This is a genomic window from Sporosarcina sp. Y1011 (assembly GCF_057669885.1).
Genome location: NZ_JBYHFP010000012.1, coordinates 45,092 through 69,680 on the forward strand (window position 1 = coordinate 45,092; position 24,589 = coordinate 69,680).

Genomic DNA, 24,589 nt, shown 5'->3' on the forward strand with positions numbered 1-24,589 from the left:
ATATCTATATTTGAAAACGAGGGAATAACTATACTTCTAGAATGGATCCCGTAATTTGTCACGAGACATGTAAAAAAACAGCCTTGATATTCTGGACATAACCAGATATCAAAGCTGTTTTTATATTAGCCTCTGCCGATTGGCCAATCGAATGGCGGTGATCCTGGTGGAGAGTGTTTCAGAATATCGAATACTGGAATCGTATAAGCGAAAAGGATTAGTGCGATTGTAATCGCAATCCATAAATACCAGTTTTCAAGAATTTTTGGTGTAGGCTCCGCATTATCTTCTTCTACCGCAATTGGGAATTCTTCTACGCCGCGCGGTGCAAAGAAAGTAAGCTGTATGAAAATGTAGACCATCAAGAGGATCCCGATGAAGAGAATCGTTCCGCCGACTGCCTGCGCAATTTGGTAATTAATCCAAGTTGCGACTTGTTCGCCGCCTGCATATTCCGAGAAGTTTGAACGACGAGGTCCGCCAAGTGATCCTTGAATATGCATAGCACCTGACATGATTGTCATACCAATTGTCCAGATGAATGTTTGGATAATCCCAAGTTTGTTCAATCTAGGTGTAAGTCTTCTACCCGTTAAATGAGGGACAAGCCAATACGTAATTCCGAAAAACGTCAGGATGACAGTCGTCGCAGCAGTCAAATGGAAGTGACCTGTAATCCAAATCGTATTATGAACGAGTGCATTCATTTGGTGAGATGCGTTAACGATACCGCCAGCTCCTCCTGGTATGAAGGCGGCCATCCCAATGAATGGCGCAAGGAAACGGACATCTTTCCAAGGTAACTTTTTGAACCAGCCGAATAGGCTCTTATGGCCTTTCTTCCTACCTGTAATTTCAAATGTAGCGAATATCGAGAAAGCTGTCATCAGTGATGGGATAACGACCATGAATGTAAGCACGACTTGAATGAATTTCCATGTAGGGTCAATACCTGGCTCTGTCAACTGGTGATGGAAACCAACTGGAATTGAAAACATCAGTAACAAGATGAAAGCAAGTCTGGCAAGGGAATCACTGAATAGTTTCCCGCCGATAATTTTAGGAATGATGACATACCATGCCATGTAAGCAGGGAGCAACCAGAAATAAACGAGCGGATGACCGAAATACCAGAACAAAGTACGGCTGAGCAATACATTGATGGTTTCAGCGTAACCGAGTGACCAAGGGATGAACTGGATGATAACAGATGTTGCCACGCCGATTGAAGCGATGAACCACATAAGCATGTTGATGGTGACCATGAATGCAAGCAATGGTGATTTCTCGCCTTTATGTGCTTTCTTCCATACATACAGCTGACGGAAGTTGACGAATGCTGCAATCCAGCTACCGATAATGACAAATGCAAGACCGAAATAGAAGGCTGGATGGGCTCTGAGTGGCGCATAGAACGTATACAATACAGATGCTTCACCAACTAGAATTGTAATTGCTGTCACAACAGTCCCAATTAGCATTACCCAGAAAGAGAGCCATGCAAATTTCCTCTGCTTTTCCGAAAGTCCGACCGTTTTTCCCATTAGTGAGAATTGGAATCCGATGATGAAAAATGTAGTGAGGACGAGCCCAAGGATGACGCCGTGGACAGTTAGGATTGTATAATAATCGATATTGAAAGGTAATTTATATTTACCTGAGCGGGCGAGTGTTTGTAGCAATCCCATCAAACCGCCGACAAAAAGGGAAATATACGTTACGTACATGAATGCCATATATAATCGAGAGTCTTTTTTTGCAAGTGGTAATTGTTTGTTAGCCATTATTCATACACCTCCACAGTTCCGAACATCTGATGGTGACCGATGCCGCAGTATTCGTTACAGACAACCGTGAATTCGCCTGTATTTTTCATAACCGTTTCATACCGGCTTATATGGCCAGGTTCAACCATCATATTGACATTTGTGCCGGCTACTTGGAAGCCATGGACAACGTCTTTCGTGGTAACTTGATAAAGGACCGTGGAACCTTTTGGTACGCGAATCGTTTTAATAGCGTTACCGTCTTTGTCTTTACCGACATCGTAGTTGAATGCAGATGCGACTATATTAACAATATATTTCCCGTCAGCAACTTCACGAATACCAAGATTTTCAGGCTTGAATGCTTCATGTGCTTCAACGTTTTGTGGATCAATGGTTTCGATATGACTTTGCGGGTGCGTTCCTTTCCAGAAAGCAGCAAAGCCGATAATGAGTAGGAATAGAACAAGTGAAGCCATTCCAAAAATGAGCCAAATCTTTTCATATTTATGCAAATGCATATGTAACCCTCCTAAGTTATGTAATTATCTAGACATAAATAGTGCGTAAAATCCGAACCAGGCCACCAAAATGAAGATACCCAGCAACATGACAGCAATGAATGTACCTTTCAAACTAGTAGTGGATTGGTGATTTGAATTATTTTTCCCCATTGGTTACACCTCCTTTTTCGGCGAAGTGAATTCGTCTTATCTTTATCATAGTCAATTCTACTAATAGCGGAATTAGGGAATACCCTATGACTTTCGATTTAGTTGCCACTTCACAAAGTCTTCACATTTCATTCATAAATGTGTCATAAATCCCATATGCATTCATAAGCGGTTAAAACTAGATAAATGGTTTACTAGCTGAAGTGTGGGGGTATAGAAAGCAGTCGCCTTTATGAAATATTTATTTCATAAAGGTTGACCAGAATGTGTAAGGAAATTACAATTAAGCGTGGACTAAATCTTAATGAAAGTTGGATGATCTATATGGAAAATTTAAAACTCATAAAAGTTGATAGTCCGGGACAGGGTGCGGAGCATGTCTTCAAGATTATTAAAGATGAACTAGACAGTGGACGGTTGGCTGTACTCGGCCTTGCTACAGGAAGCACAATGGTTCCTGTGTATGATAAATGGACAGAATCGGACCTTGATTTTACAGAGGTGGTTTCTTTTAATTTGGATGAGTATATTGGTATCCCAGCATCTAGCCCAAATAGCTATGCTTATTTTATGAATGAACATCTATTTAGTAAAAAGAAATTCAAAGAAACAAATATACCAAATGGAATGGCGGAGGACTTGGATAAAGAATCCGCAGACTACGAAGCTCTTTTTACAAAGTACCCGCTTGATATTCAATTGCTTGGCGTAGGGGAGAATGGCCATATTGCATTCAACGAACCCGGAACTTCTTCTGATTCGGTCACACATGTGGCACATTTAACTGAATCGACATTAGGCGTGAACAGCCAGTACTTTGAAAATGATGAAAAAATTCCTGAAACAGCATTGACGATGGGGATCAAATCAATTACAGACGCGAAAAAATTGATTTTGCTCGCTTTTGGCGAAAAGAAACGTGCTGCAATTAGTAAATTAATTGAAGGTAATAGAACATCTGAGTGGCCGATAACGGAACTTTTGAGTCATGATGATGTAATAGTTATAACTGATCTTGATATATAAGAGGAAAATTAAAAGGTGAGTCCCTACAGATAGTAGGGACTCACCTTTTTTGTGTTTTTATTGTGAATAGATGTTAGGGACGATCGTGATCCATTGCGCCGAATGAAGCCCGGATCTCTTCAATTTTTTCTGCACGGTTATCTTGTTCAGATTTCAAACGTTCGTCATCTTCCAACTGGCTATCTTGTGGCTGTAGAGATGAAAACTTTATCCGCTCTTTGGGTAGTTGTTCTACATTATCGGTGTGACGGTAATGACTATCATCTTGAAGAGGTTCGTAATCTCCGGCTGCGTGGTCTAAATAGGGATCACGTATAAAACTTCTGCCGGAATTTTTCTTTTCAATTTGATGATTAACCGACCAATCGGTTCCATTTTCATGTGAAGGGAGTTTAAGATTATCCGATAAGTCATCTTCATGTTTCATAGTGCTCGCCTCCTAATTTAATAGTGTTACTAATCTAAATTCCCTCTTTATAAACCTATAAACACTAATAATAGGTTATTATGTTTCAAATTTGTCCTTTATTGCGTTTTTGTGTAACAAGGTTGTTACATAACTGTAATGTAAGTAGTGTTTAAAGCGTGGTAATCTTGTTCTAGAGAGTATTATCAGATAAATTAATTCATTGGGGGAACATATGAAACTTATAGTTACTATGAAAAAGACATTTTCAATCATTGCAATGTCATTACTGTTACTCGTCGCACCTTTCGCTGGACAAGCTGAAGCTTCATCTAAACCAGCTGCAATTTCAAAAACGGCTACAAGTCTTTTGGGAGTTAAGTACAGCTACGGCGGTACAACAACAAGAGGGTTTGACTGCTCGGGCTACGTTTCTTACGTTTTTAAGAAAAATAATATTAACCTTTCGCGTACTGCGGCTAGCATGCACGCATCAGGAACTACTGTTAAAAAATCAAATTTAGCTGCTGGAGACCTTGTGTTTTTCAAAACGTCAGGTAAAGGGGTTTCACATGTAGGTATATACATAGGTAATGGTAAGTTTTCACATGCCTCGACTTCAAAAGGGGTACGTGTTGATAAGTTGAACGATCCTCATTACTGGGGCAAGCGCTATGTTGGTGCAAAACGTATCAATGGCGTGCATTCAGTTGCTTCGGTTAAATAAAATCTAAAAAGACAGCACCAAGCGACCTGAAAAGGGGACGCTTGGTGCTGTCTTTTTGTTGTGAGTAAGGGTGCGTATTAGATTCAGAATGTGGGAATGAATTAGAAATCCTGCTGATACCGCTTCAGCGCTTTGTGTATGCCTCCCGTGATAAGCGAGGGCACTGAAAAAGTCCGATTTCTTTCAATCCCGTTGATTTCCGTTCCGAGCGGACGCTTTCCGCGGGCACGGCTTCAGCCTCCTCGTCACTGCGTTCCTGTGGGGTCTTCCGCTCGTGCTGTTCCCGCTGGAGTCGCCGCTCTCCACTACAATCAACTAGTTCTTATTATAATAAAGAAGTTTTTTAGTAGCCGCACCTTCGCTGAATAATCTCTTTAAGAAAGCACATTTCACTATCTGGGATTAAATCCGCAACCTGTAGTGTCTCATTCTTGAACTAAATGAGTATCAAATAGTAATCACATTATAATCTCAGTGCATACATCTCAAAAAAACTTTCAATAATGGAACACTCCAGCGCAAGCGCGACAAGGGGTAGCCGAAGCCATGAGACTGGATGCGAAGCGCTAATCCAGGCTCATGGCGAGAGGCATCCCCAAAGCGCCAAGCGGTCTCCAATCCACACTCCGAATCACAACTCTTCCGATAATGTACACCCTAGCGCAGGCGCGGTAAAGGGGTAGCCGAAGCCATGAGACTGGATGCGAAGCGTTAATCCGGGCTCAAGGCCAGAGGCATCCCCAAAGCGCCAAGCGATCTACAATTTACACTCTGAATTTAAATCTCCCTCAATAATGGAACTTCAAAGCGCCAAGCGTTCTACAATCCGCACTCTGAAAAGGGTAGCCGAGTAAAAAAACACCATAGAAAAAGCCGACATTTCGTTTGAAAATGAAATGTCGGCTTTAAAATTTTCACACTGAATAATATCTAAGTGTCAGGTGCTACCTTACGCGTTTTGCTGTGGTACGCGAACTGTCCAGCGCGACAAATCGGGCTCGCCTTTTTGGATTAGTTCTTTTGGATAGATGAACGTCCATGGTTTTGAAGTGTTCGCTTTAACTGAGAGTGGGTCAAGTGCAAATGAACCGCTGGCAATCAAATCGCCAGTTGCATCAATTAATTCTAGTGGTAGTTTCTCAATGTTGATTTGCTTTGAGTGGCCATTACGAATGAATACGGATGCAGCAATACCGCCATCATCCTGTTGCTTCACTTGGAATCCACTGATATTCACTTCGCGTGGTTTCAGTTTTGGAAGCCCTTCAACGACTTTTGCAAGTCCGTCTTTTTGTTCTGCCGTTAAACCGTCTTCCCAAGCTTGTTCCAACTCTAGTTTATGGGGCACCATCGATTGAACATTAAATGCCAATTTCCAGTTTTCACTAGGTGGAAGTTCTGCGAATGTATTGTCTTTTGTGAAGACAAACACCCATGGTCTTGCACTGCGTGCTGGAATGTCACCGAGTTCCTTCAAATCGAATTCGTCCGAAGCAAGTGTTTTTCCTTCGTCATCAAGCAGCATTAATTCGACTGATCCGACAGCAATTTGCTGGTCCAGGGAAGAGCGGAAGAAGGCTTTAACGAGCCAGCTGCCGTTAGCAGGTTCGACGTCAATATCGATTCCTGATAGAGAAATCTGGTTCGGTTTAAGCGGTTCAAGTTCGTTTGAAAGGAAACGGAATACGTACTCTTGCTCCTGTGGCACATTCCATTCAGGGTGAAGGGATAGCGTTGTTTCGACTAAATCTGTATTTACTGTTGCATTGACACCGTCAATGATTTCTTCGGATCCAATTGTGCTATCCTTACCCGTTTTTTCAGTTTTCTTGAAAAAAGTGAAAAACTTCATTGTTGTGCCTCCTGTTCTTTGATGAGTTTCATAAAGCCAATAACTTCAGATGCAATGCTGCGACGTAGTTTCTGATAATGACGTCCGAAAAGCTCAAGACCTTCACGTTGGTAGATACGCATCGGGTCTTCTTGTCCGTATGAGCGAAGTCCAATACCTTCTTTTAAACGTGTCATTACTTCCAAGTGTTTAACCCACATTGTGTCAATATGTGACAGCATTACTTGTGGAATCATTTGATTGATTCGTTCATTATCTTCGAAAGAATCGATGAAGCTGAGCAATTCAGCTAGCGGCGCTTCATAATGTTTTAGAATATCGGATGTTTTTTCAAGCTTACGTGGAATCGATACAGATTCCAATAGTAGGCTGTCCATCGTACGTTCAATCCGTTCGTAATCCCAGTTGTTCGAAGTTTCTTGGTCTGGGCAACTATCGAATACAACGAATTCTACAGTCTCTTTAAGCATCGTTTTCAATTGCTCATGAATGTCTTTCCCTGTCAGAACATTATGACGTAACGTATAAATGACTTCACGTTGGTCATTAATGACATCGTCGAGTTTTAAGTTGTATTCACGCATTGCATAATGTGCGCCTTCCACGATGCGCTGCGTTCGCTCTGTCAATTCATCGACTTCAGAATTCTGTACAAGGCCATCAGCATCCGTTGTTACTTTCTTGGAAAACTTCTCAAGCTCTTCTTTTGCGAATCGTTTAAACATATCGTCTTCCAGGGATAGGAAGAAACGGCTTTCCCCATGGTCTCCTTGTCGTCCAGAACGACCGCGGAGCTGATTGTCAATACGACGGCTTTCATGCTTTTCTGTGCCTAGTACGAAAAGTCCGCCGATTTCTTCTACGCCTTCGCCAAGTACGATATCAGTACCTCGACCTGCCATATTTGTTGCGACTGTAATTTGATTGAGTTGTCCAGCTTGGGAAATGAGATCCACTTCCTGCTCAACACTTTTTGCGTTCAGTAAGTTGTATTTAAGTTTATATTCATCCAAATATTGAACAACTTTTTCCGATTGTAAAATGGAAGTTGTACCTACGAGGACAGGTTGTCCTTTTTTATTGCGTTCGGTCACTTCTTTAGCCATTGCTTTATATTTATGATCAATAGTTTCATATACTTGGTCAGGTGAATCAATACGTGCGCGCGGGCGGTTTGTCGGAATCTGAATGACGTCCATGCCGTACACTTCACGGAATTCTTTTTCTTGTGTTTTCGCTGTACCGGTCATGCCGCAAAGCTCATTGTACATACGGAAATAGTTTTGAATTGTAATTTGGGCTTGTGCTTTATTTTCCTCAGTAACGGGCAATCCTTCTTTCGCCTCGATTGCCTGATGGAGACCATCGGAAAGAGTTCGCCCTTCCATAATTCGCCCTGTGAACATATCAACAAGCTCAATTTTTTGATCCCGCACGATATAATCCACATCGCGATTGAAAATCACGCGTGCGCGTAATGCTTGAATCATGTAATGATAAAGGGTTTGGTGCTCCAGTTCGTATAAATTATCGACACCGAACGCTTTTTCAACTTTAGTGATTCCATCTTCGGTTAGGGAACTTGCTTTTGTTTCATCGTCAAAATCGAAGTCTACGCCTTTCTCAAAGCGTTTGGCAAGACGTGCTGCTATGTAATGAAGATCTGCATCAGCCTGCATTTTACCAGCAACAATAAGCGGTGTTTTTGCTTCATCGACAAGGATGCTGTCCACTTCGTCAATGATGGCGAAATGATATGGACGTTGAACTTGCTGTGATACTTGCTGCGCCATATTATCACGTAGGTAATCAAAACCGAATTCAGTTCCGACACCATACGTGATGTCTGCGTTATAAGCTGCCTGTTTTGCAGGGCCTTGCATCATCGGGACATTGAGACCGACAGAAAGTCCGAGAAAACGATGAATTTGACCAATTTGATCGTAGTCACGTTTTGCAAGGTAATCATTCACTGTAATAACGTGAACACCTTTTCCTTCAAGTGCGCGGACATACGATGGTAGGGAAGCGACAAGTGTTTTACCTTCGCCCGTTGGCATTTCTGCGATATTACCTTCAGTAAGTACAAGTCCTCCGATAAGTTGTACGTCGAAATGACGCATGCCAAGAACCCGTTTCGATGCTTCGCGGACAACAGCGAATGCATCCGGTATGATTGTGGGGATTTTCTCACCTGATTGGATACGTTCTTTGAATGTATCTGACATAGCTGCCAGTTGTTCATCTGACATCGTTTCATATGTAGTTTCTAATTTATTTATTTGTTGTACAATTTTCCTGTATTTGCGAAGTTGTCGATCGTTCGTTTGATTTGAACGTTTAAATATTGATAGCATGAAATGAACGCTCCTTTATCTCGGTCCCTTTATAAGACCCATCCCTATTTTAACAAATAGAAAGGTAAATGACTACCTTAAGCTAAAATCTACATATATAAGGAAGAGAATCTTGGGATAGGCAAGGTTGAAGAGGGTATGATAAGTGAGAAATAGAAAGTGCAAAATACAAAGTTCTCTAGGAAAGTGCTTTACTTATTTAAATATGCTATAATACTCTTGATTTGATAAACTATTGATTTACTTAGGGAGGAAGGACATGTTATTCCTTGCAATGGCTGCTGCTCTTATAGCATCCATCATACTTACTCCGCTCGTCATTAAATTGGCATTCCGAATCGGTGCGGTCGATCGACCGAACTATCGGAAAGTACACGCATCCGTTATGCCGCGTATCGGCGGACTTGCGATATTTGGAGCCTTTTTAATTGGTTATGCCATATTGCTTCCAAAAGATGAACATGCCACTGGAATTCTTATTGGTGCCCTTATAATTATCGTCGTAGGATTTCTTGACGATATGCTTGAAATTACAGCGAAGGCAAAACTTGCAGGGCAACTGGCTGCGGCCATTGTTGTTGTCGCTTGGGGAGGTCTCCACATTGAATTCGTCAATTTACCATTCATCGGCCAATTCGATTTTGGCTACTTGAGTATTCCAATTACAATTATTTGGATTATAGGAATTACGAACGCCATTAACCTGATAGATGGATTGGACGGACTTGCAGCAGGCGTCTCAACCATCGCACTTATTACAATTGCCGTTATGGCAATGATAATGGGAAATGTGTTCGTTGTTGCAACAGCTGCAATTCTTGCGGCAAGTTCATTAGGCTTCCTATTATTCAATTTTCATCCAGCAAAAATATTTATGGGGGACACGGGATCTTTATTCCTAGGATTTATGATTTCGGTTCTTGCTTTGTTAGGCTTCAAAAACGTTGCTGTTGTTTCATTGATTATTCCAGTTATTATACTGGGCATTCCAATTTCTGATACATTCTTTGCGATTTTCAGGCGGATTCGAATGAAACAGTCCATTACAGCCCCGGATAAATCACATTTACACCACTGTCTATTGCGTTCAGGTTTTTCGCACAGGCAGACAGTGTTGATTATTTACGCACTAGCGATTCTGTTCGGAGTTGCTGCTGTGTTGTTCTCGCAAGCAACTGTGTGGGGAGCTATCATGCTCGTCGTTGTCATGCTTATCGCAATTGAACTGTTCGTTGAAATAATCGGACTTGCTGGTACAAACTATCGGCCATTGTTGAATTTTGTACGGATGATCGGGAAGTAACGATGAAATAACTATGCAGTTAAAAACAAATTAAATAAAAGGTAAATAGACCATTCCCTTTTTCACTAGGGTAGTATGGTCTTTTTTTTATAAAATATGTATAGAAAACAACAAGAGCCGGGCGCAATTGCAGCCCGGCTCTTGTTGTTTTCTTGATACTTGTGAAATGGGTTCGCGTCTGGATTTCGGTCAATTAGTAAGCGCATCTCCCAATGCTGCATCTATCGAGCCGTTACTGATAGAACTGCTATCAGTAAGACTGGAGGAATCTGGAATGATTCCAAGATGTGATTGTAAGATGCCTTTCACTTCTGTTAAATCGGTTTCCTCAAGCGTCCAGTAATAGATACCCGTCGACATATCGTCTTTGCCTGTTAAGCTTATTGTGTCGATTTGTGGCATACCGCCTTTAGCATATTCCAGGAACGATTTCATTTCATTAAAGGTCATGTCCGTTTTCATATTGTCGCCAACCGCATCAATCACGTCACCGTACTTCGTAACAGATTTGAAGGAAGTAGCTTTTTTCATTATGGATTGTAAAATCATTTGCTGCCGTTTCCCGCGTTCTACATCAGAATCAAGTTTACGCGTCCGGGCAAGTGCAAGTGCGTGCTTGCCATCGAGATGCTGAAATCCTTTGATAAGTTGAATCGTATTATTATCGTCTTCGTCTTTTTCGAGTCGGTCATAGGGAACCTCTGCTTCAATTCCGCCAATCGCATCAACGACGTCAATAAATGCATTAAAATTCATTTTTACGTAGTAATCGACAGGCGTTTCGAATAGTTCTTCAACCGCCTCAATCGTTGCACGAGTTCCACCAAATGCATGGGCATGCGTGATCTTGTCCCTGTATCCGACTTCCGGAATATAAACATATGAATCTCGCGGTATACTGACAAGTTTCACAGATTTTTTCTTTGGATTCAACGTAGCGAACAGAAGGGCATCTGATCGGCTGTTGCTATCGCCCTGGCCGCGCGCTTCACTATCATCAACTCCGATGAATAAAACTGAAACATTGTCAGTTGCTGGCTCAACTTCCGCTTCACGTAATTCGGATTTGGATCGGTCGGGAACGACTTCATATGCACGATCCGCAGCGTCAACAGCCTTTTTTTGCAGTGAAACGGCATATGCTGCAACGACTAGGAAAATAGAAAGTGTAAGAAGGAGAGAAACCTTTAAGGCAAGGCTTTTACGTGACGATTTCCTCTGTTTTTTATAGTCTTTTCTTTTCATTCAAAGTTCCTCCGGCATCGGCTATGTAAAAATATCCTTCGTCATAGCTGATCATATAAGTGGCGAATTGCTGTCAATAGATACAGACGGTACGACAGGATAAAATGTTTCAGTAAATAAATGACCGTAATCCATCCTATTATACTATCTTTTCTGCCAAAGGTATACTATTTCAAATGTCGAATTCTAAAAAAACGCTAGAGGTCGACACGATTTCTGCCTGTCCATTCGTCAATTCAGTCATCCAGGAAGTGAATGTCCCCGTTTCCGTAGCTGGAACGTGTATGAAGAGATTCACAGATTCATCGTAAGAAACTTCATTTAAGGGATATGTCGATTGCCTTACTTCATGCTCAACTTTTCCTAGCCACGTATAATCGATTGTAACTTTCATGACAGAATGGAGTTTCCTTTCGACCGTACCTGTAGCTGTAATGCCTTCTGTTGTTGCGCGGCCATAAGCGCGTATCAATCCACCTCCACCTAACTTGATACCCCCGAAATAGCGTGTCACGACAATAACGGTATCTTGAAGATCTTGCTTTTTCAACACTTCAAGAATGGGTACTCCCGCTGTTCCAGACGGTTCGCCGTCGTCATTCGCTTTTTGTATATTATTGTGTTCACCAATCATATACGCTGAACAATTATGGGAGGCATTATGATGTGTACGTTTAATTTCTTGAATGAAGTCTAAGGCCTCATTCTCTGTTTCCACACGTTTCACATAGGTAATAAACTTTGACTTTTGAATCAATAATTCACTCTCTCCGTAGTTTTTAACTGTGTAATAATCTGCTCGCATTTGCGGCACCTCCATCACTTGTAATACAATCTTAATATTCACTGGGTCTTATGATGCTATAATAAGTGAGAGATGTTTGGGAAGTATTAATTCTACAACACTCCACTTTAGTATATATGTAATTTTTCAAGCTGAAAGCGGGAGGGAACTTTTTGAAGGAGAATATAATCGATATCAAAACGCTCGAAGCTATTTTTGATAATATGGTGCGTGCAATGGATCACTCAAAGAATGATATCTTCATTATAAGTGAACAAAGCCGTCAAAGCTTTGAAGATATGCAAAGTGAGCTCGCAGCGGTCAAGAGTGATATTTCCCGGGTAATAACTGAAGGTGATTATTTGGAAGGTATGACCCGCCATTCACGCCGGCGTCTTGCTGATGTGTCGAAGGACTTCATGAAGTTTTCAGAAGAGCAGGTGAAGGAATCTTACGAAGTTGCGAATGATTTACTCGTTCGGCTATCGGTCAACCGGATGGAGGAGAAACAGCTGCGTGCTCGTCGGGACGATTTGGATCGACGTCTTCTTGCGCTGCTTGACACCATTGAAAGAGCCGATCATCTTGTCAATCAAGTCGCAACCGTAATTAATTATTTGACATCTGATTTAAAAAACGTAGGCGAAGCGCTGGAAACGGCCAGACACAAACAGGGGTTTGGCATCAGAATTATCCAGGCACAGGAAGAGGAGCGGAAAAGGCTTTCCCGTGATATCCACGATGGACCGGCACAAATGCTAGCAAATGTGTTAATCCGTTCCGGATTGATTGAGAAGGTATATGAAGAACAAGGCCCTGTGCCCGCATTTAATGAACTTAAAGATCTTAAAGAGATGGTAAGAAATGCACTTTATGAAGTTCGCCGTATCATATATAATTTGCGTCCTATGGCACTTGACGATTTGGGTTTAATTCCAACATTGAAAAAGTACTTGTCGACAATAGGAGAGTATGAAAAGGGGACCACCATTCACTTTCAAAATAGTGGAAAAGAGCAACGTTTTAAAACGGATTTTGAAGTATCAGTCTTTCGGCTAGTGCAAGAATCCGTTTCAAATGCCTTGAAACATGCAAAGGCGAAGGACGTTTGGGTGAAAACTGAATGGCATCGCGATATAATGAATATTATCATAAAAGATGATGGACAAGGATTCAATCAAAATGAAGTTAGAGATAAATCATTCGGTTTAATAGGAATGCGAGAACGAATTGAATTGTTAAAAGGGGATATAACAATCACCTCAACGCCTGGAAATGGTACGATAATTTATATCCAAATTCCACTCCAGAGTGAAATAATCGACGACTAGATGTTAGGGGAGGAAATGACTATGACAAAAATATTAATTGTAGATGATCACCAACTATTCCGTGAAGGGGTAAAGAGAATCCTTGATTTTGAAGATTCTTTTGAAGTTGTGGCTGAGGGCGGCGATGGTAGCGAAGTGAATGAGCTTTATCAACAGTGCGAACCGGACGTGGTTCTTATGGACATTAACATGCCACATATGAATGGTGTCGATGCAACTGAAAACCTCATCAAAGAATATCCCAAAGCGAAGGTAATTATGTTGTCAATTCACGACGATGAATCATATGTATCACATGCACTTAAAACAGGTGCACTCGGTTATATGTTAAAAGAAATGGATGCGGATGCAATCATCCAGGCGATTAAAGTCGTTGCGTTAGGTGGTTCGTACCTTCATCCAAAAGTGACGCATAACCTTGTTACAGAATACCGAAGATTGAGCGAACGTGAGCATAAGGGATCCTTCCAACAAAATGATATCCGTCGCCCGTTCCATTTACTTACTAAACGTGAGTGTGAAGTATTACAACTGTTGACAGATGGACAAAGTAACCGGACAATCGGGGAGACGCTTTTCATCTCCGAGAAGACCGTCAAAAACCACGTGTCAAGTATTCTACAAAAAATGGCAGTAAATGACCGCACACAAGCGGTCGTAACAGCGATTAAAAATGGTTGGGTTGAAGTAAAATAATTTGGTGAATTGAATAAAAGGAAAAGGGCTTTCTGTTTTTGGAGGAGCCCTTTTACCTGTTCAGGAGGATGAAAATGAAAAAAGTAGTCGTGCTTTTTAGTCTGTCTTTCATTTTACTGCTAGGAGCTTGTAGTGGTGACAAGAAAGAGCCTGTTGAGAATGGTTCCGTCGATGACGGCGAAGCAAAGAATGAATATGGCACAATTGATCATGGAGTGGATGAAAGCAAAGTGGGATTTAGCTTGACAGGAGACACTGTAGAAGAAGCTTCTGGCGTTCCAGCAGACGAAAAAGAGCAGATCCTAGACGTATACAACCTAAATTTGGAAACGCTAAACAAACAAGATATCGATGGCTATTTAGATACATTGTCAGCGAAGGATTATGACCTTGAAGAGGAACGTTCTATTACGAAAGATGTTTTTAGTAAGTATGAATTAAATCGTGAAGTTTCGAATGTAACGATTGTGAAGTATTCAGAAGAGGAAGCCCAAGTGTTTTCAAACCTAAAGACATCTTTCAAGCAATTAGAGACGGGTCTTGAAACAAGTCCGAGTGGTAGGCAAGTAACTGTCCTTAAAAAAAGTGATGGTGATTGGAAAGTGGCTTCGGTTCATTATATCGGTGATATAGAGACGAAATAAGTATACGATATGCGAGACTTTCAGCGATTATGGCTGGGAGTTTTTTTGTCGGTTAACCAGAGTGTATGGTATTTCGACTTGATTCGCCGTTCGGTATTCTTTGTGGGTAAAGAAATTATGAAGTGTTGTATTACCGATAAACTTCGGCATTCCGTGTGTCTCCAAATATGCTTAAGATTTCCAATGATTTGTAGGTTGATTTTCCGAGGGTATGGGCATACAATAGATATACGAACATTTGTTCTCGATTGAGCGGAAGGAGTGATTGTAGTGCCTTTAATACCCCCGGAGGCATTACCTTATTTTGAGAATATGATTTACTTACCGATGCTTCTAATTATCTTGGAGAGAGATCGGGAATCATTCGAAAAAGGTCCTTTCAAATTAAAAGGACCTTACGTTAAACTCGTCGACGAGGCAACGAAAATTGCACGTGCAGAACTAAAGGAAACGACAATCTACTTGCGGCGGCGCAATATGAAGGTGATACGTAACAAAACGGATAGCACATTCACCGAGTATGTATTCATGCACGGAGGATATGAAGATCATAGACGCTATTTGAATGTCCGCCTGCGTAATCGAACGGAAGAACTATTGGCCAAATACATTGCGATGTCAGAGAGCTGAATCATTGTCGTCATCATCGTCAAAAAAGTTAAAAGTAGAAGGCCTGCTCAGTTGTCTCTGTTTTTTCAAAAAGTTCTTTTCTAAAAGAGTGGCGAACGCATATTGACGATACAATGTTGTAGGGGAAACATTTAACTTGAAGGATCGGCTATTTTCTAGTGTAATTATAGAACCCAAATTGTCTTCTTCTATTTTTTCAATCGCATTATAGGAAATCCAGACATTCTGTTCGGAAGATGGTGACATGGTGGGCAGGAAAATGTATGGTATTCCAAAATCATGAGCCAGGATAATCGGTGTTTTATGGCGTTTACCAAGTACCATTTTTGCTGAATTAGTCGAGTTGTGAAGAGAATTTCCATAATAGTCACAGGAATTCCTGACGATATGGATAGGACGTCTTGGAACGCTTAAATCACCGTTGCGCTCATTAACATGGGTAAAAACTTTATTGTCTTGAATCATCGGACGTAACATGAATGTGTCAAAGGAAATAATGTATTGCGCACTTCGTTTCTTATTCTTCAAATTAATGCACTCCTCATAATTCATATTTGTATTATAAGTAGATTATAAATCCAGGAATTACAAACGCAATTGTGCATACTGTTCTTTTGGAAGACAGAAACAGGCTGTTTCTCTAGGAGATAATGACGGTTTCTCTTGTGGAAACAGATGTTATTGGACCAAAAAGGAAAAGTGGAAAAAGAAAGTATTATTCCGTATGATATTGAACGGAATAACGCCATTCTTTCCGGCTTATCGTGGGAGGTATCCACAAAGCACCAAAGCGGTATTAGCAGGATTTCAGGTTCATCCCCTATGTATTGAACTTTTTAAGCGCCATGTAAAAACAGTGAGCCTTCCTCATAAAATTCGAAGGAAGGCTCACTAATCATCTATATATATAAAATGATGTAATCATGAAATATTACTAATGGTTAGAAAGTCTTCCTATTACGAATTTTGATATTCAACAGCGGCGGCACCAAGCGTCTTCGCCGCAACAAGCATCGCATTTTCATCGATGTCGAATTTGGGATGGTGATGCGGAAATGGATTCTCAGGTTTAGCGCCCGTGAAGAAAAATGTACCTGGTACTTTTTCTAGGTAGTAAGCAAAATCTTCGCCACCCATTTGCGGCGTAGATTCAACCACTTCCAAGCCGGAAATCGTTTCAGCCACAGTTTTCAAGAATTCCGTTTCGGCAGCATGATTCACAACGGCCGGATAGCCCCTTACGTATTCGAAATCGATGGTACAGTTGTTTGCAAGAGCAGTTCCGTCAACGACACGTTTCATTTCGAGTTCCATCAAGTCACGAATGTTAGGATTGAATGATCGAACTGTCCCACCCAGTTTTGCGGAGTCTGCAATGACATTAAATGCATTTTGCGAAACGAATGAGCCTATGGAGAGTACAGCCGATTCGACCGGATTGACGCGTCGGGAGACAAGTTGTTGTAAATTCATGACAAGCTGTGCACCAATGACAATGGCATCTTTCGTTTGATGGGGAGCTGCACCATGCCCGCCGGCTCCTTGAATTGTAATGTCAAAACGATCAGCTGCTGCCATAATAGGACCGGTTAAATATTCGACTGTGCCGAAAGGTGTCAACGACCACAGATGCGTTCCAAAAATAACGTCGACCCCATCAAGGCAACCGTCTTCAATCATCGAAATTGCACCACCTGGAGCAAATTCTTCTGCGTGTTGGTGGATGAAGACATATTCGCCCGCAAGGTCTTCCCGTAATTCATGTATCGCTTTCGCAAGCTGAAGCAGTGTAGCGGTATGTCCATCGTGTCCGCAAGCATGCATGACGCCGGGGACCGTTGATTTGTAGGGTACATCCTTTTCATCCTGTATGGGAAGTGCATCAAAATCGGCACGTAGTGCAACTGTCTTTCCAGGTCTTCCTCCGAAGACACGTGCAACGACGCCATTGCCGCCTACGCCTTTACGCACTTCAACCCCGAGATTAGCATAAAAATCAGCTATGTACTGGGCGGTTTTTTCTTCCTTAAAGGACAACTCGGGATTCATGTGTAGGTGACGACGAATAACGACCATCTCTTCATAAGCACAATCAAGTTTTTCTAACAGTTGCTCTTTCAATGGACTACCCCTCCCAAAATTACACTAGTTTAGATGTTGCTGTTTCCATTATAGCAAACTATCCGAATGAGAATATAGACAGCAACACAAAACGCGACCAGAATGAGGTCGCGTGTAATTAATTATTTTTTTGTGGCATACTCCGAAATGTAAGGAGCGCTCGAGAAGATATGAAGTGTTTTATCAGCGCCCGCTTCTGCACGATCTTTCGAATGAGCTTGTGCGAATGAAGATGAGTTTTTCCATCTCGCATAATAAGTATTATCCGTCCATTCTGTCATGACAATGTATGTATCAGAATCAAGTGGACGAAGTAGACGAAAAGCGATGAATCCAAGTTCAGATTCGATTTTACCTGCGCGGTCTTTAAACCGAAGTTCGAAAATGGGGCGCCCTTCCTCTGTGACCGGAATATTGTTGAATACGAAATAGCCTTTTTCTTGAAGTGTACCGGAAGAACCAATCACTTCATAACGGCGTGGTGTTTGGAATATTGTTTTCCCTGCTGTTTCATGCAACAGCAAAGAGTTGGCTTGCCCATGCATGGCAATCAATCCTTTATCCGCGTGCTTTTCTTTTAAGCCTTCCATGAATTCCGGTGTGCCGGATGTCATAAAGATATTCACTGGTAAAAACCTCCTCAAATTAGTTCCTATACCTCTATTTTCCCCTAATTAGGAACTTAAAACAAACAATGACGAAATGATGGCAAAAAAACAGAAAATGTCGCACAAATTGATGACAAAAGGGTCTAAACGCTATACTTTGCAAGGAAAAACGTCTATATTGAGTACCTATATGAGATAAATAAACGATATATATAAGAAAGTGGGATGAAGCCAAATGACTAAGTTCAACGATACACTTTTACGTGCTGCAAGAGGAGAAAAGATTGACCACACGCCGGCATGGTATATGAGGCAAGCGGGACGTTCACAACCCGAATATATGAAAATTAAGGAAAAATACTCCCTAGAAGAAATTACACAGCAACCGGAACTATGTGCATACGTTACCAAGCTTCCAGTCGATCAGTACAATGTCGACGGAGCAATCCTTTACAAAGATATCGTAACGCCACTACCAGGGATTGGTATTGACGTGAAAATCAAACCAGGTGTTGGTCCAGTTATTTCAAATCCGATTCGTACCGTACAAGATGTCCATAATCTTGGCGATTTATCACCGGAGGACGACATTCCTTTCGTTCTTGAAACGATTAAAATATTGACGAAGGAGCAATTGAATGTTCCACTTATCGGTTTTGCAGGAGCTCCATTTACGCTTGCGAGTTATATGATTGAAGGCGGTCCTTCGAAAAGCTATAACTTAACAAAATCATTCATGGTATCTGAGCCAGAAGCATGGTTCGCGCTAATGGACAAACTTGCGGATATGACGATTACCTATATTACTGCACAAGTAAATGCAGGTGCAAAAGCAATCCAAATCTTTGATTCGTGGGTGGGCGCATTGAACGTTTCCGATTACCGGATTTTCATTAAGCCCGTTATGACACGGATTTTCACGGAATTGCGTAAATTGAATGTTCCACTAATCACGTTCGGAGTTGGCGCAAGTCACTTAGCGAACGAATGGCACGATCTGCCTGTAGATGTTGTTGGTCTTGACTGGCGCCTGTCCATTAAAGAAGCAGGGGAACGTGGTCTGACAAAACCAGTGCAAGGTAATCTTGACCCATCATTGCTGTTGGCGGACTGGTCCATTATAGAAGAACGTGCAAAAGTAATCATCGAGCAAGGTGTAGAACACGGTAATCACATATTTAATCTAGGACATGGTGTTTTCCCAGATGTGAAACCTGCAACATTGAAAAGACTGACAGAATTTGTTCATGAATACAGTACACAGCTACGTAAATAACGTACTAATCCGAGCGATGAGGTGAACATGATGACAAAGAAAAAAATGGGATTATTAGTAATGGCGTACGGAACACCGAACAAAGAAGAAGATATTGAATCGTATTACACACACATCCGTCGAGGGCGTCCGCCCGCACCTGAGCAATTGGAGGACCTTCGAAACCGTTACGAGGCAATTGGAGGAATTTCACCACTCGCCAAAATTACGGAAGACCAAGCAAACGCACTTTGCAATCGTCTGAATGAAGTGCAAAACGACATCGAATTCAAGGTTTATATCGGATTAAAACATATTACACCATTCATTGAAGAAGCAGTAGAGAAAATGCATCAAGATGGCATTACAGAAGCTGTCTCAATCGTACTTGCGCCACACTTCTCGACGTTTTCCGTCAAGTCGTATAACGGACGTGCGAAAGAAGAGGCAGACAAGCATGGAATCGCTATTACTTCTGTGGAAAGCTGGTACACACAGCCGAAATTCATTGAATTCTGGACCGATAAAGTACGTGGTACATTTGAAAGTATGAGCGACGAAGAGAGAGCTTCAGCCTGTTTGATTGTTTCAGCGCATTCGTTGCCTGAAAAAATCATCGCAAGCGGCGATCCATATCCAGAACAATTGAAAGAGACTGCAGACTTGATAGCATCAGCTGCAGGCGTAAAAAATTATGAACTGGGTTGGCAAAGTGCAGGGCAAACACCTGAACCATGGCTCGGTCCTGATGTTCAAGATTTGACGCGCGACTTGCATAACGAAAAAGGCTATACAACATTTGTCTATACCCCGGTAGGCTTTGTTTCCGATCATTTAGAAGTGCTGTTTGACAACGATTACGAGTGTAAAGTTGTTTGTGATGACATCGGAGCTTCTTATTATCGTCCGGAAATGCCGAATATTGACCCACTATTTATCGATGCAATGGTGGACGCGGTATTCGAAAAAATGGAAATGGTCTAATACGAATGAAAGAAAGTGATGATGGACATGAGCGGACAAAACAAGAAAGTCGTCATTGTCGGTGGAGGAATTACTGGTCTCTCCGCGGCATTTTATATGCAGAAAGAAGCGCGAGAAAAAGGACTCCCTCTAGACGTCATCTTAGTCGAAGCATCCAATCGGCTGGGTGGAAAAATTCGGACAGTCCGGCGTAACGGTTTTATTATCGAGCGTGGTCCCGATTCATTCTTAATTCGAAAAAAGAGCATGGGTATCCTTGCAGAAGATCTCGGAATTGAAGGGGAACTTGTAAAAAATGCGACAGGACAAGCTTACGTACTCGTAGGCGGTGAATTGCATCCAATTCCGGGGGGGTCTGTCATGGGCGTCCCGACGGAACTCGGTCCATTCATGAAAACGGGTTTGTTTTCTTGGGCTGGAAAACTGCGTGCAGCCGGAGACTTTGTGCTCCCGCGTTCCAGCATTCAAGGGGATCAGTCACTCGGCGCGTTTTTCCGCAGGCGTTTTGGTGGAGAAGTTGTCGAAAATCTCATTGAACCGTTGTTGTCAGGCGTTTACGCAGGCGATATCGATCATATGAGTTTGGAATCGACATTCCCACAATTCTACGCGGTAGAAAAGAAACACAGGAGCCTCATTCTTGGGATGAAAAAGACAACCCCGAAACAAGTTCCGCAGAAAGATGGACACGGCGCGAAAAAAGAGGGCGTCTTCCATACATTTCGCAATGGTCTTGAAACAGTGGTCGACGCAATTGAGAAGCAGCTAAATCCAGGAACAGTCATGAAAGGCGTCAGGATTGACGCAATTGAGGAGCCGAAAACGGTCGGAGAAAGAACGACTCTTGAACTGAATGACGGCCGAAAAATCGAAGCGGACGCAGTTATCCTAACAACTGGACACGAAATGGCAGGCCGCTTATTCGCTCCGCACGGTTTGCTGCAGGATTTGAGAGAGATTCCGACAACATCCGTAGCAACAATTGCCTTGGCTTTTCCGGAAGAACTTGTCGTTCAAGACAAAGAAGGAACCGGTTTCCTGGTCTCAAGAAGTAGCGATTATTCAATTACAGCGTGCACATGGACGCATCGGAAATGGCCGACCACAACGCCTAAAGGCAAAGTACTTATCCGTGCATTTGTAGGCAGGGTAGGCGATGAAGCGATTGTTGACCTGCCAGATGCTGACATTGAAAAAATTGTTCTTTCCGATCTTGGTAAAATCATGAATATAAAAGGAAAACCGGACTTTACCGTCATTACGCGTTGGAAAAAAGACCGGCCGCAATACCGGGTTGGCCATAAACAGCGAATTGCAAAAGCACGTGCTGAACTAAAGTCGACATTCCCGCAAGTCAAACTAGCCGGCGCATCTTATGATGGCGTTGGACTACCTGACTGTATTGATCAAGGAAAAGCCGCAATGAAAGAAGTACTCGAAGATTTATTTACATAAAAAGGTCTGCCCTCGGGTGGACTTTTTTTGTGGAAAAAGGGTATAGAGAATAGATACATAGAAAATGAGTGAAAGTAGGAAAGAGAATGAAGAAACGTTCATGGGGAGTAGGAATAGTACTTGCTGTGCTGTTGTTGAGTGGTTGTGGAATAGGGAAAGCAGAAGGAGGTATGACGTCAAATGAGGATTTCCTCATTATCGCGCATCGCGGGGCCTCGGCTTACGTAGCGGAAAACACACTGGCATCCTATGAGTTGGCGGAGGACCTGGATGCAGACTATATTGAACTTGATATTCATCTGACAAAAGACGGCCAGCTAGCCGTTATGCATGACGCAGACGTTACCGGCACGACACAAGGTAGCGGTGAGGTTGCTGAATTGACGCTTGCAGAGCTAAAAGAGCTGTCTGCGAACTTCCGACGCGATGATAAGAAGATGCGGGCTGTAGATGGTCCATCCGATGAATACGCTGTACCGACACTCGGCGAAGTGTTTGGGCAATTCGGGGAAGACATGGGTTTCATTATTGAATTGAAGGACCCGAAAGACTATCCCGGAATTGAACTAAAGCTAATCGATGTCTTGAAAGAATATGACATGATCGGGGTTAGGGAAGACGGGCGTTCGAAAGTGGCGATTCAGTCATTTAGTGAAAAAGGATTAAAGCAAGTTTATGAACTAAATCAGGACATTCCTCTCCTACAACTCATTTCGTTTGATGAAGATGAAGAAGCAAAGTTATCGAAAAAAGAAGTGGAAAAACTGCTGACCTACGCTTCAGGGATAGGCATTAATTATGAAGCGTTAAGCGCGCCATTCATTAAAGAAATGCATGACAAAGGACTGGCCGTTTACGCATACACCATCATAGATGCTGAAACCGCATTGAAAATGAAAGCAATCGGCGCAAACGGAATTCACACAGATCGTCCTGACATACTCGATAAATAAAAAACAGCAATAGAGGTTGAGCTCCATGGCTGTTTTCACGATTTAAAGGATATTACAATCATTACATTTGTTGCCGTAGCATTCATGTTGCTCTTCGATTTCGTTACCGCATGTTGTACAAATCTTAGCAGGCAAGTTTTTAAAAAAATCGATGACATTTTCAAGCATACTCATTCTCTCCTTCCTCTGTTGTATTAGTACTAATGCGATTTTTTGATTTGTAATAGTACAGGTTGTATAAAAAAATTAAAGAATATTACAAGAATCGCATTTGTTGCCGTAGCATTCATGCTGCTCTTCGATTTCATTTCCGCAAGATGTACAAACTTTAGCAGGTAGGTTCTTGAAAAACTCGATAACATTTTCAATCATAGCTAATTTCCCCCTTATCTAAGTGTATTAGTTTTAAATAAATTAATTAAAGTGTAATAGTACAGGCGTTGCAAAAAAAAGTTACAGTATATTGCAATTGTCGCATTTGTTACTGTAGCACTCGTGTTGTTCTTCAATTTCATTCCCGCATGTCGTACAAACTTTAGCAGGTAGATTTTTGAAAAACTCGATTACATTCTGAATCATATTTTCATTCTCCCCTCACAAATTGTACTAGAACTAAATCTGTTATTAGTAGTGTATTATAACAGTGGTTAGAATGTCAAGGTATTTTTTACTTAATTCTGAAAAGTTTAAGATGAGGTCATCTCGTCTTGAAAATGATAAAATAGATAGGAAGCTATTTATAGGGAGCGATAACTATGCATTTCATTGATAATAAAGGAATTACAGATCCACATATCAACTTGGCAATAGAAGAGTATGTGCTTAAGAATATGGATATCGAAAAAGATTCATTTTTGCTGTTCTATATCAACGAGCCGTCCATCATCGTCGGTAAAAACCAGAATACGGTTGAAGAGATTGACACGGAATACGTGGAGGCAAATGGGATTCATGTTGTTCGCCGTCTGTCAGGCGGGGGCGCAGTTTACCATGATTTAGGCAACTTGAATTATAGCTTCCTCACAAAAGACGACGGGGAATCATTCCGCAACTTTAAGAAAGTTACAGAACCAATCGTTCAAGCACTAGCAGAGATGGGTGTCAAAGCTGAACTGCTCGGACGCAATGACATTCTTGTGGAGGGACGTAAAGTTTCGGGTAACGCACAGTTTTCAACGAATGGCCGTATGTTCAGCCATGGAACGTTGATGTTTGACACAGAAATTGAGCGGGTTGTTTCAGCGCTGAAGGTGCGAAAAGATAAAATCGAATCAAAAGGCATCAAATCAATTCGCAGCCGTGTCGCAAATATTTCTGAATTCCTCGAGGAACCTATGACGATTGAACAGTTCCGACTGGAAATCTTGAAATCGATTTTCGGCGGCGAAGAAAAAATCCAGTATTTGGAGCTAACGGACGAGGATTGGGACAACATTCGAAAACTATCTGAGGAACGCTATGCCAACTGGGATTGGAACTACGGTAAATCACCGAAGTTCAACATGCAGCATTCACACCGTTTCCCGGTAGGCGGCATCGATGTCCGTATCCAAGTGAAGAAAGGTATCATGGAAGACATCCACATTTTCGGCGACTTTTTCGGTGTCGGAGAAGTGAAGGTCATCGAAGAAAGCTTGAAAGGCGTCCAGTATGAAAGACAAGCAATCAGCGAAGCACTTGCGCCGATTGACATTCCCACATACCTCGGGGGCATAACGAAAGAAGAATTTCTCCAATTAATTTATTGATGCATTCACAAGCCTGACACACAG

The 24,589-nt window shown here is 41.9% G+C and carries 26 protein-coding genes; 12 read left to right on the plus strand and 14 right to left on the minus strand.

Annotation, left to right across the window (positions count from 1 at the left end):
• Positions 1-125: 125 nt before the first annotated feature.
• The 3 genes from AC25Y5_RS13220 to AC25Y5_RS13230 are packed head-to-tail and all read right to left on the minus strand — an operon-like array spanning position 126 to position 2,440.
• Positions 126-1,784: a b(o/a)3-type cytochrome-c oxidase subunit 1 gene (locus AC25Y5_RS13220; protein WP_488140704.1), complete on the minus strand. Its 1,659-nt coding sequence runs from the start codon at positions 1,782-1,784 to the stop codon at positions 126-128.
• Entirely contained in the window at positions 1,784-2,287 is a 504-nt protein-coding gene (locus AC25Y5_RS13225; RefSeq protein WP_482102083.1) for a cytochrome c oxidase subunit II, read from the minus strand. The genes AC25Y5_RS13220 and AC25Y5_RS13225 overlap by 1 nt, the downstream gene beginning before the upstream one ends.
• Positions 2,288-2,311: 24 nt before the next feature.
• Positions 2,312-2,440, minus strand: a complete 129-nt coding sequence (locus AC25Y5_RS13230; protein WP_488140705.1) for a cytochrome c oxidase subunit 2A — start codon at positions 2,438-2,440, stop codon at positions 2,312-2,314.
• 324 nt (positions 2,441-2,764) lie between these two features.
• On the opposite strand from AC25Y5_RS13230, the gene AC25Y5_RS13235 reads away from it, so the two are divergent.
• The gene (locus AC25Y5_RS13235; protein ID WP_488140706.1) at positions 2,765-3,466 is read left to right on the plus strand and encodes a glucosamine-6-phosphate deaminase; all 702 of its coding nucleotides are present in this window, start codon (positions 2,765-2,767) and stop codon (positions 3,464-3,466) included.
• Between the two features lie 73 nt (positions 3,467-3,539).
• Here AC25Y5_RS13235 and AC25Y5_RS13240 read toward each other — a convergent pair whose 3' ends face one another.
• Complete coding sequence (locus AC25Y5_RS13240) at positions 3,540-3,893, minus strand: hypothetical protein (RefSeq protein ID WP_488140707.1); 354 nt, start codon at positions 3,891-3,893, stop codon at positions 3,540-3,542.
• 214 nt (positions 3,894-4,107) lie between these two features.
• Between AC25Y5_RS13240 and AC25Y5_RS13245 the strand changes: the two genes are divergently transcribed.
• Entirely contained in the window at positions 4,108-4,599 is a 492-nt protein-coding gene (locus tag AC25Y5_RS13245; RefSeq protein WP_488140708.1) for a C40 family peptidase, read from the plus strand.
• A 949-nt stretch (positions 4,600-5,548) separates the two neighbouring features.
• Here the strand turns inward: AC25Y5_RS13245 and AC25Y5_RS13250 are convergent.
• Together AC25Y5_RS13250 and secA2 are read right to left on the minus strand one after the other, a co-directional pair.
• A complete protein-coding gene (locus tag AC25Y5_RS13250) occupies positions 5,549-6,451 on the minus strand; it encodes an accessory Sec system S-layer assembly protein (RefSeq protein WP_488140709.1) in 903 nt (300 codons plus the stop codon).
• On the minus strand, positions 6,448-8,808 hold the full coding sequence (secA2, locus tag AC25Y5_RS13255; RefSeq protein ID WP_488140710.1) for an accessory Sec system translocase SecA2: 2,361 nt from the start codon (positions 8,806-8,808) through the stop codon (positions 6,448-6,450). The genes AC25Y5_RS13250 and secA2 overlap by 4 nt, the downstream gene beginning before the upstream one ends.
• 259 nt (positions 8,809-9,067) lie before the next feature.
• On the opposite strand from secA2, the gene AC25Y5_RS13260 reads away from it, so the two are divergent.
• The gene (locus AC25Y5_RS13260; RefSeq protein ID WP_488140711.1) at positions 9,068-10,111 is read left to right on the plus strand and encodes a glycosyltransferase family 4 protein; all 1,044 of its coding nucleotides are present in this window, start codon (positions 9,068-9,070) and stop codon (positions 10,109-10,111) included.
• 189 nt (positions 10,112-10,300) lie between these two features.
• Here AC25Y5_RS13260 and AC25Y5_RS13265 read toward each other — a convergent pair whose 3' ends face one another.
• A complete protein-coding gene (locus AC25Y5_RS13265) occupies positions 10,301-11,356 on the minus strand; it encodes an LCP family protein (RefSeq protein WP_488140712.1) in 1,056 nt (351 codons plus the stop codon).
• A gap of 172 nt (positions 11,357-11,528) precedes the next feature.
• A complete protein-coding gene (locus AC25Y5_RS13270) occupies positions 11,529-12,161 on the minus strand; it encodes a YigZ family protein (protein ID WP_488140713.1) in 633 nt (210 codons plus the stop codon).
• Between the two features lie 152 nt (positions 12,162-12,313).
• Between AC25Y5_RS13270 and AC25Y5_RS13275 the strand changes: the two genes are divergently transcribed.
• From AC25Y5_RS13275 to AC25Y5_RS13290, 4 genes are all read left to right on the plus strand, one after another.
• The gene (locus AC25Y5_RS13275) at positions 12,314-13,471 is read left to right on the plus strand and encodes a sensor histidine kinase (protein WP_488140714.1); all 1,158 of its coding nucleotides are present in this window, start codon (positions 12,314-12,316) and stop codon (positions 13,469-13,471) included.
• Between the two features lie 21 nt (positions 13,472-13,492).
• Positions 13,493-14,167 carry a response regulator gene (locus AC25Y5_RS13280; protein WP_482102072.1) on the plus strand — a complete coding sequence of 225 codons (675 nt, stop codon included), beginning with the start codon at positions 13,493-13,495 and terminating at the stop codon, positions 14,165-14,167.
• A gap of 74 nt (positions 14,168-14,241) precedes the next feature.
• A complete protein-coding gene (locus tag AC25Y5_RS13285) occupies positions 14,242-14,811 on the plus strand; it encodes a DUF3225 domain-containing protein (RefSeq protein WP_488140715.1) in 570 nt (189 codons plus the stop codon).
• Positions 14,812-15,081: 270 nt separating this feature from the next.
• Positions 15,082-15,441 carry a YhjD family protein gene (locus AC25Y5_RS13290; RefSeq protein ID WP_482102069.1) on the plus strand — a complete coding sequence of 120 codons (360 nt, stop codon included), beginning with the start codon at positions 15,082-15,084 and terminating at the stop codon, positions 15,439-15,441.
• Here AC25Y5_RS13290 and AC25Y5_RS13295 read toward each other — a convergent pair.
• The 3 genes from AC25Y5_RS13295 to AC25Y5_RS13305 all read right to left on the minus strand — a co-directional run bounded on the left by AC25Y5_RS13295 (position 15,430) and on the right by AC25Y5_RS13305 (position 18,188).
• On the minus strand, positions 15,430-15,969 hold the full coding sequence (locus AC25Y5_RS13295) for a competence protein ComK (RefSeq protein ID WP_488140716.1): 540 nt from the start codon (positions 15,967-15,969) through the stop codon (positions 15,430-15,432). The two genes, AC25Y5_RS13290 and AC25Y5_RS13295, sit on opposite strands and share 12 nt — an antisense overlap.
• A 429-nt stretch (positions 15,970-16,398) precedes the next feature.
• Positions 16,399-17,562 carry a M20 family metallopeptidase gene (locus AC25Y5_RS13300; RefSeq protein ID WP_488140717.1) on the minus strand — a complete coding sequence of 388 codons (1,164 nt, stop codon included), beginning with the start codon at positions 17,560-17,562 and terminating at the stop codon, positions 16,399-16,401.
• Positions 17,563-17,684: 122 nt separating this feature from the next.
• Entirely contained in the window at positions 17,685-18,188 is a 504-nt protein-coding gene (locus tag AC25Y5_RS13305) for an antibiotic biosynthesis monooxygenase family protein (RefSeq protein WP_488140718.1), read from the minus strand.
• A 217-nt stretch (positions 18,189-18,405) separates the two neighbouring features.
• Here AC25Y5_RS13305 and hemE point away from each other — a divergent pair, with 217 nt between their 5' ends.
• The 4 genes from hemE (at position 18,406) to AC25Y5_RS13325 (ending at position 22,817) form a co-directional block, all read left to right on the plus strand.
• Positions 18,406-19,446: a uroporphyrinogen decarboxylase gene (gene hemE / locus AC25Y5_RS13310; RefSeq protein WP_482102065.1), complete on the plus strand. Its 1,041-nt coding sequence runs from the start codon at positions 18,406-18,408 to the stop codon at positions 19,444-19,446.
• A gap of 30 nt (positions 19,447-19,476) precedes the next feature.
• A complete protein-coding gene (hemH, locus tag AC25Y5_RS13315; RefSeq protein ID WP_488140719.1) occupies positions 19,477-20,409 on the plus strand; it encodes a ferrochelatase in 933 nt (310 codons plus the stop codon).
• A 27-nt stretch (positions 20,410-20,436) separates the two neighbouring features.
• On the plus strand, positions 20,437-21,864 hold the full coding sequence (hemY, locus tag AC25Y5_RS13320; RefSeq protein WP_488140720.1) for a protoporphyrinogen oxidase: 1,428 nt from the start codon (positions 20,437-20,439) through the stop codon (positions 21,862-21,864).
• An 86-nt stretch (positions 21,865-21,950) separates the two neighbouring features.
• Entirely contained in the window at positions 21,951-22,817 is an 867-nt protein-coding gene (locus AC25Y5_RS13325; RefSeq protein ID WP_488140721.1) for a glycerophosphodiester phosphodiesterase, read from the plus strand.
• A gap of 42 nt (positions 22,818-22,859) precedes the next feature.
• Here the strand turns inward: AC25Y5_RS13325 and yhfH (AC25Y5_RS13330) are convergent, their stop codons facing one another.
• The 3 genes from yhfH (AC25Y5_RS13330) to yhfH (AC25Y5_RS13340) all read right to left on the minus strand — a co-directional run bounded on the left by yhfH (AC25Y5_RS13330) (position 22,860) and on the right by yhfH (AC25Y5_RS13340) (position 23,396).
• Positions 22,860-22,985, minus strand: coding sequence for a protein YhfH (yhfH, locus tag AC25Y5_RS13330; RefSeq protein ID WP_488140741.1), 126 nt, complete (start codon positions 22,983-22,985; stop codon positions 22,860-22,862).
• Between the two features lie 78 nt (positions 22,986-23,063).
• On the minus strand, positions 23,064-23,189 hold the full coding sequence (yhfH, locus tag AC25Y5_RS13335; protein ID WP_482102060.1) for a protein YhfH: 126 nt from the start codon (positions 23,187-23,189) through the stop codon (positions 23,064-23,066).
• 81 nt (positions 23,190-23,270) lie between these two features.
• Entirely contained in the window at positions 23,271-23,396 is a 126-nt protein-coding gene (yhfH, locus tag AC25Y5_RS13340; RefSeq protein ID WP_482102059.1) for a protein YhfH, read from the minus strand.
• Between the two features lie 176 nt (positions 23,397-23,572).
• Between yhfH (AC25Y5_RS13340) and lplA the strand changes: the two genes are divergently transcribed.
• Positions 23,573-24,565, plus strand: a complete 993-nt coding sequence (lplA, locus tag AC25Y5_RS13345; protein ID WP_488140722.1) for a lipoate--protein ligase — start codon at positions 23,573-23,575, stop codon at positions 24,563-24,565.
• Positions 24,566-24,589 lie beyond the last annotated feature (24 nt).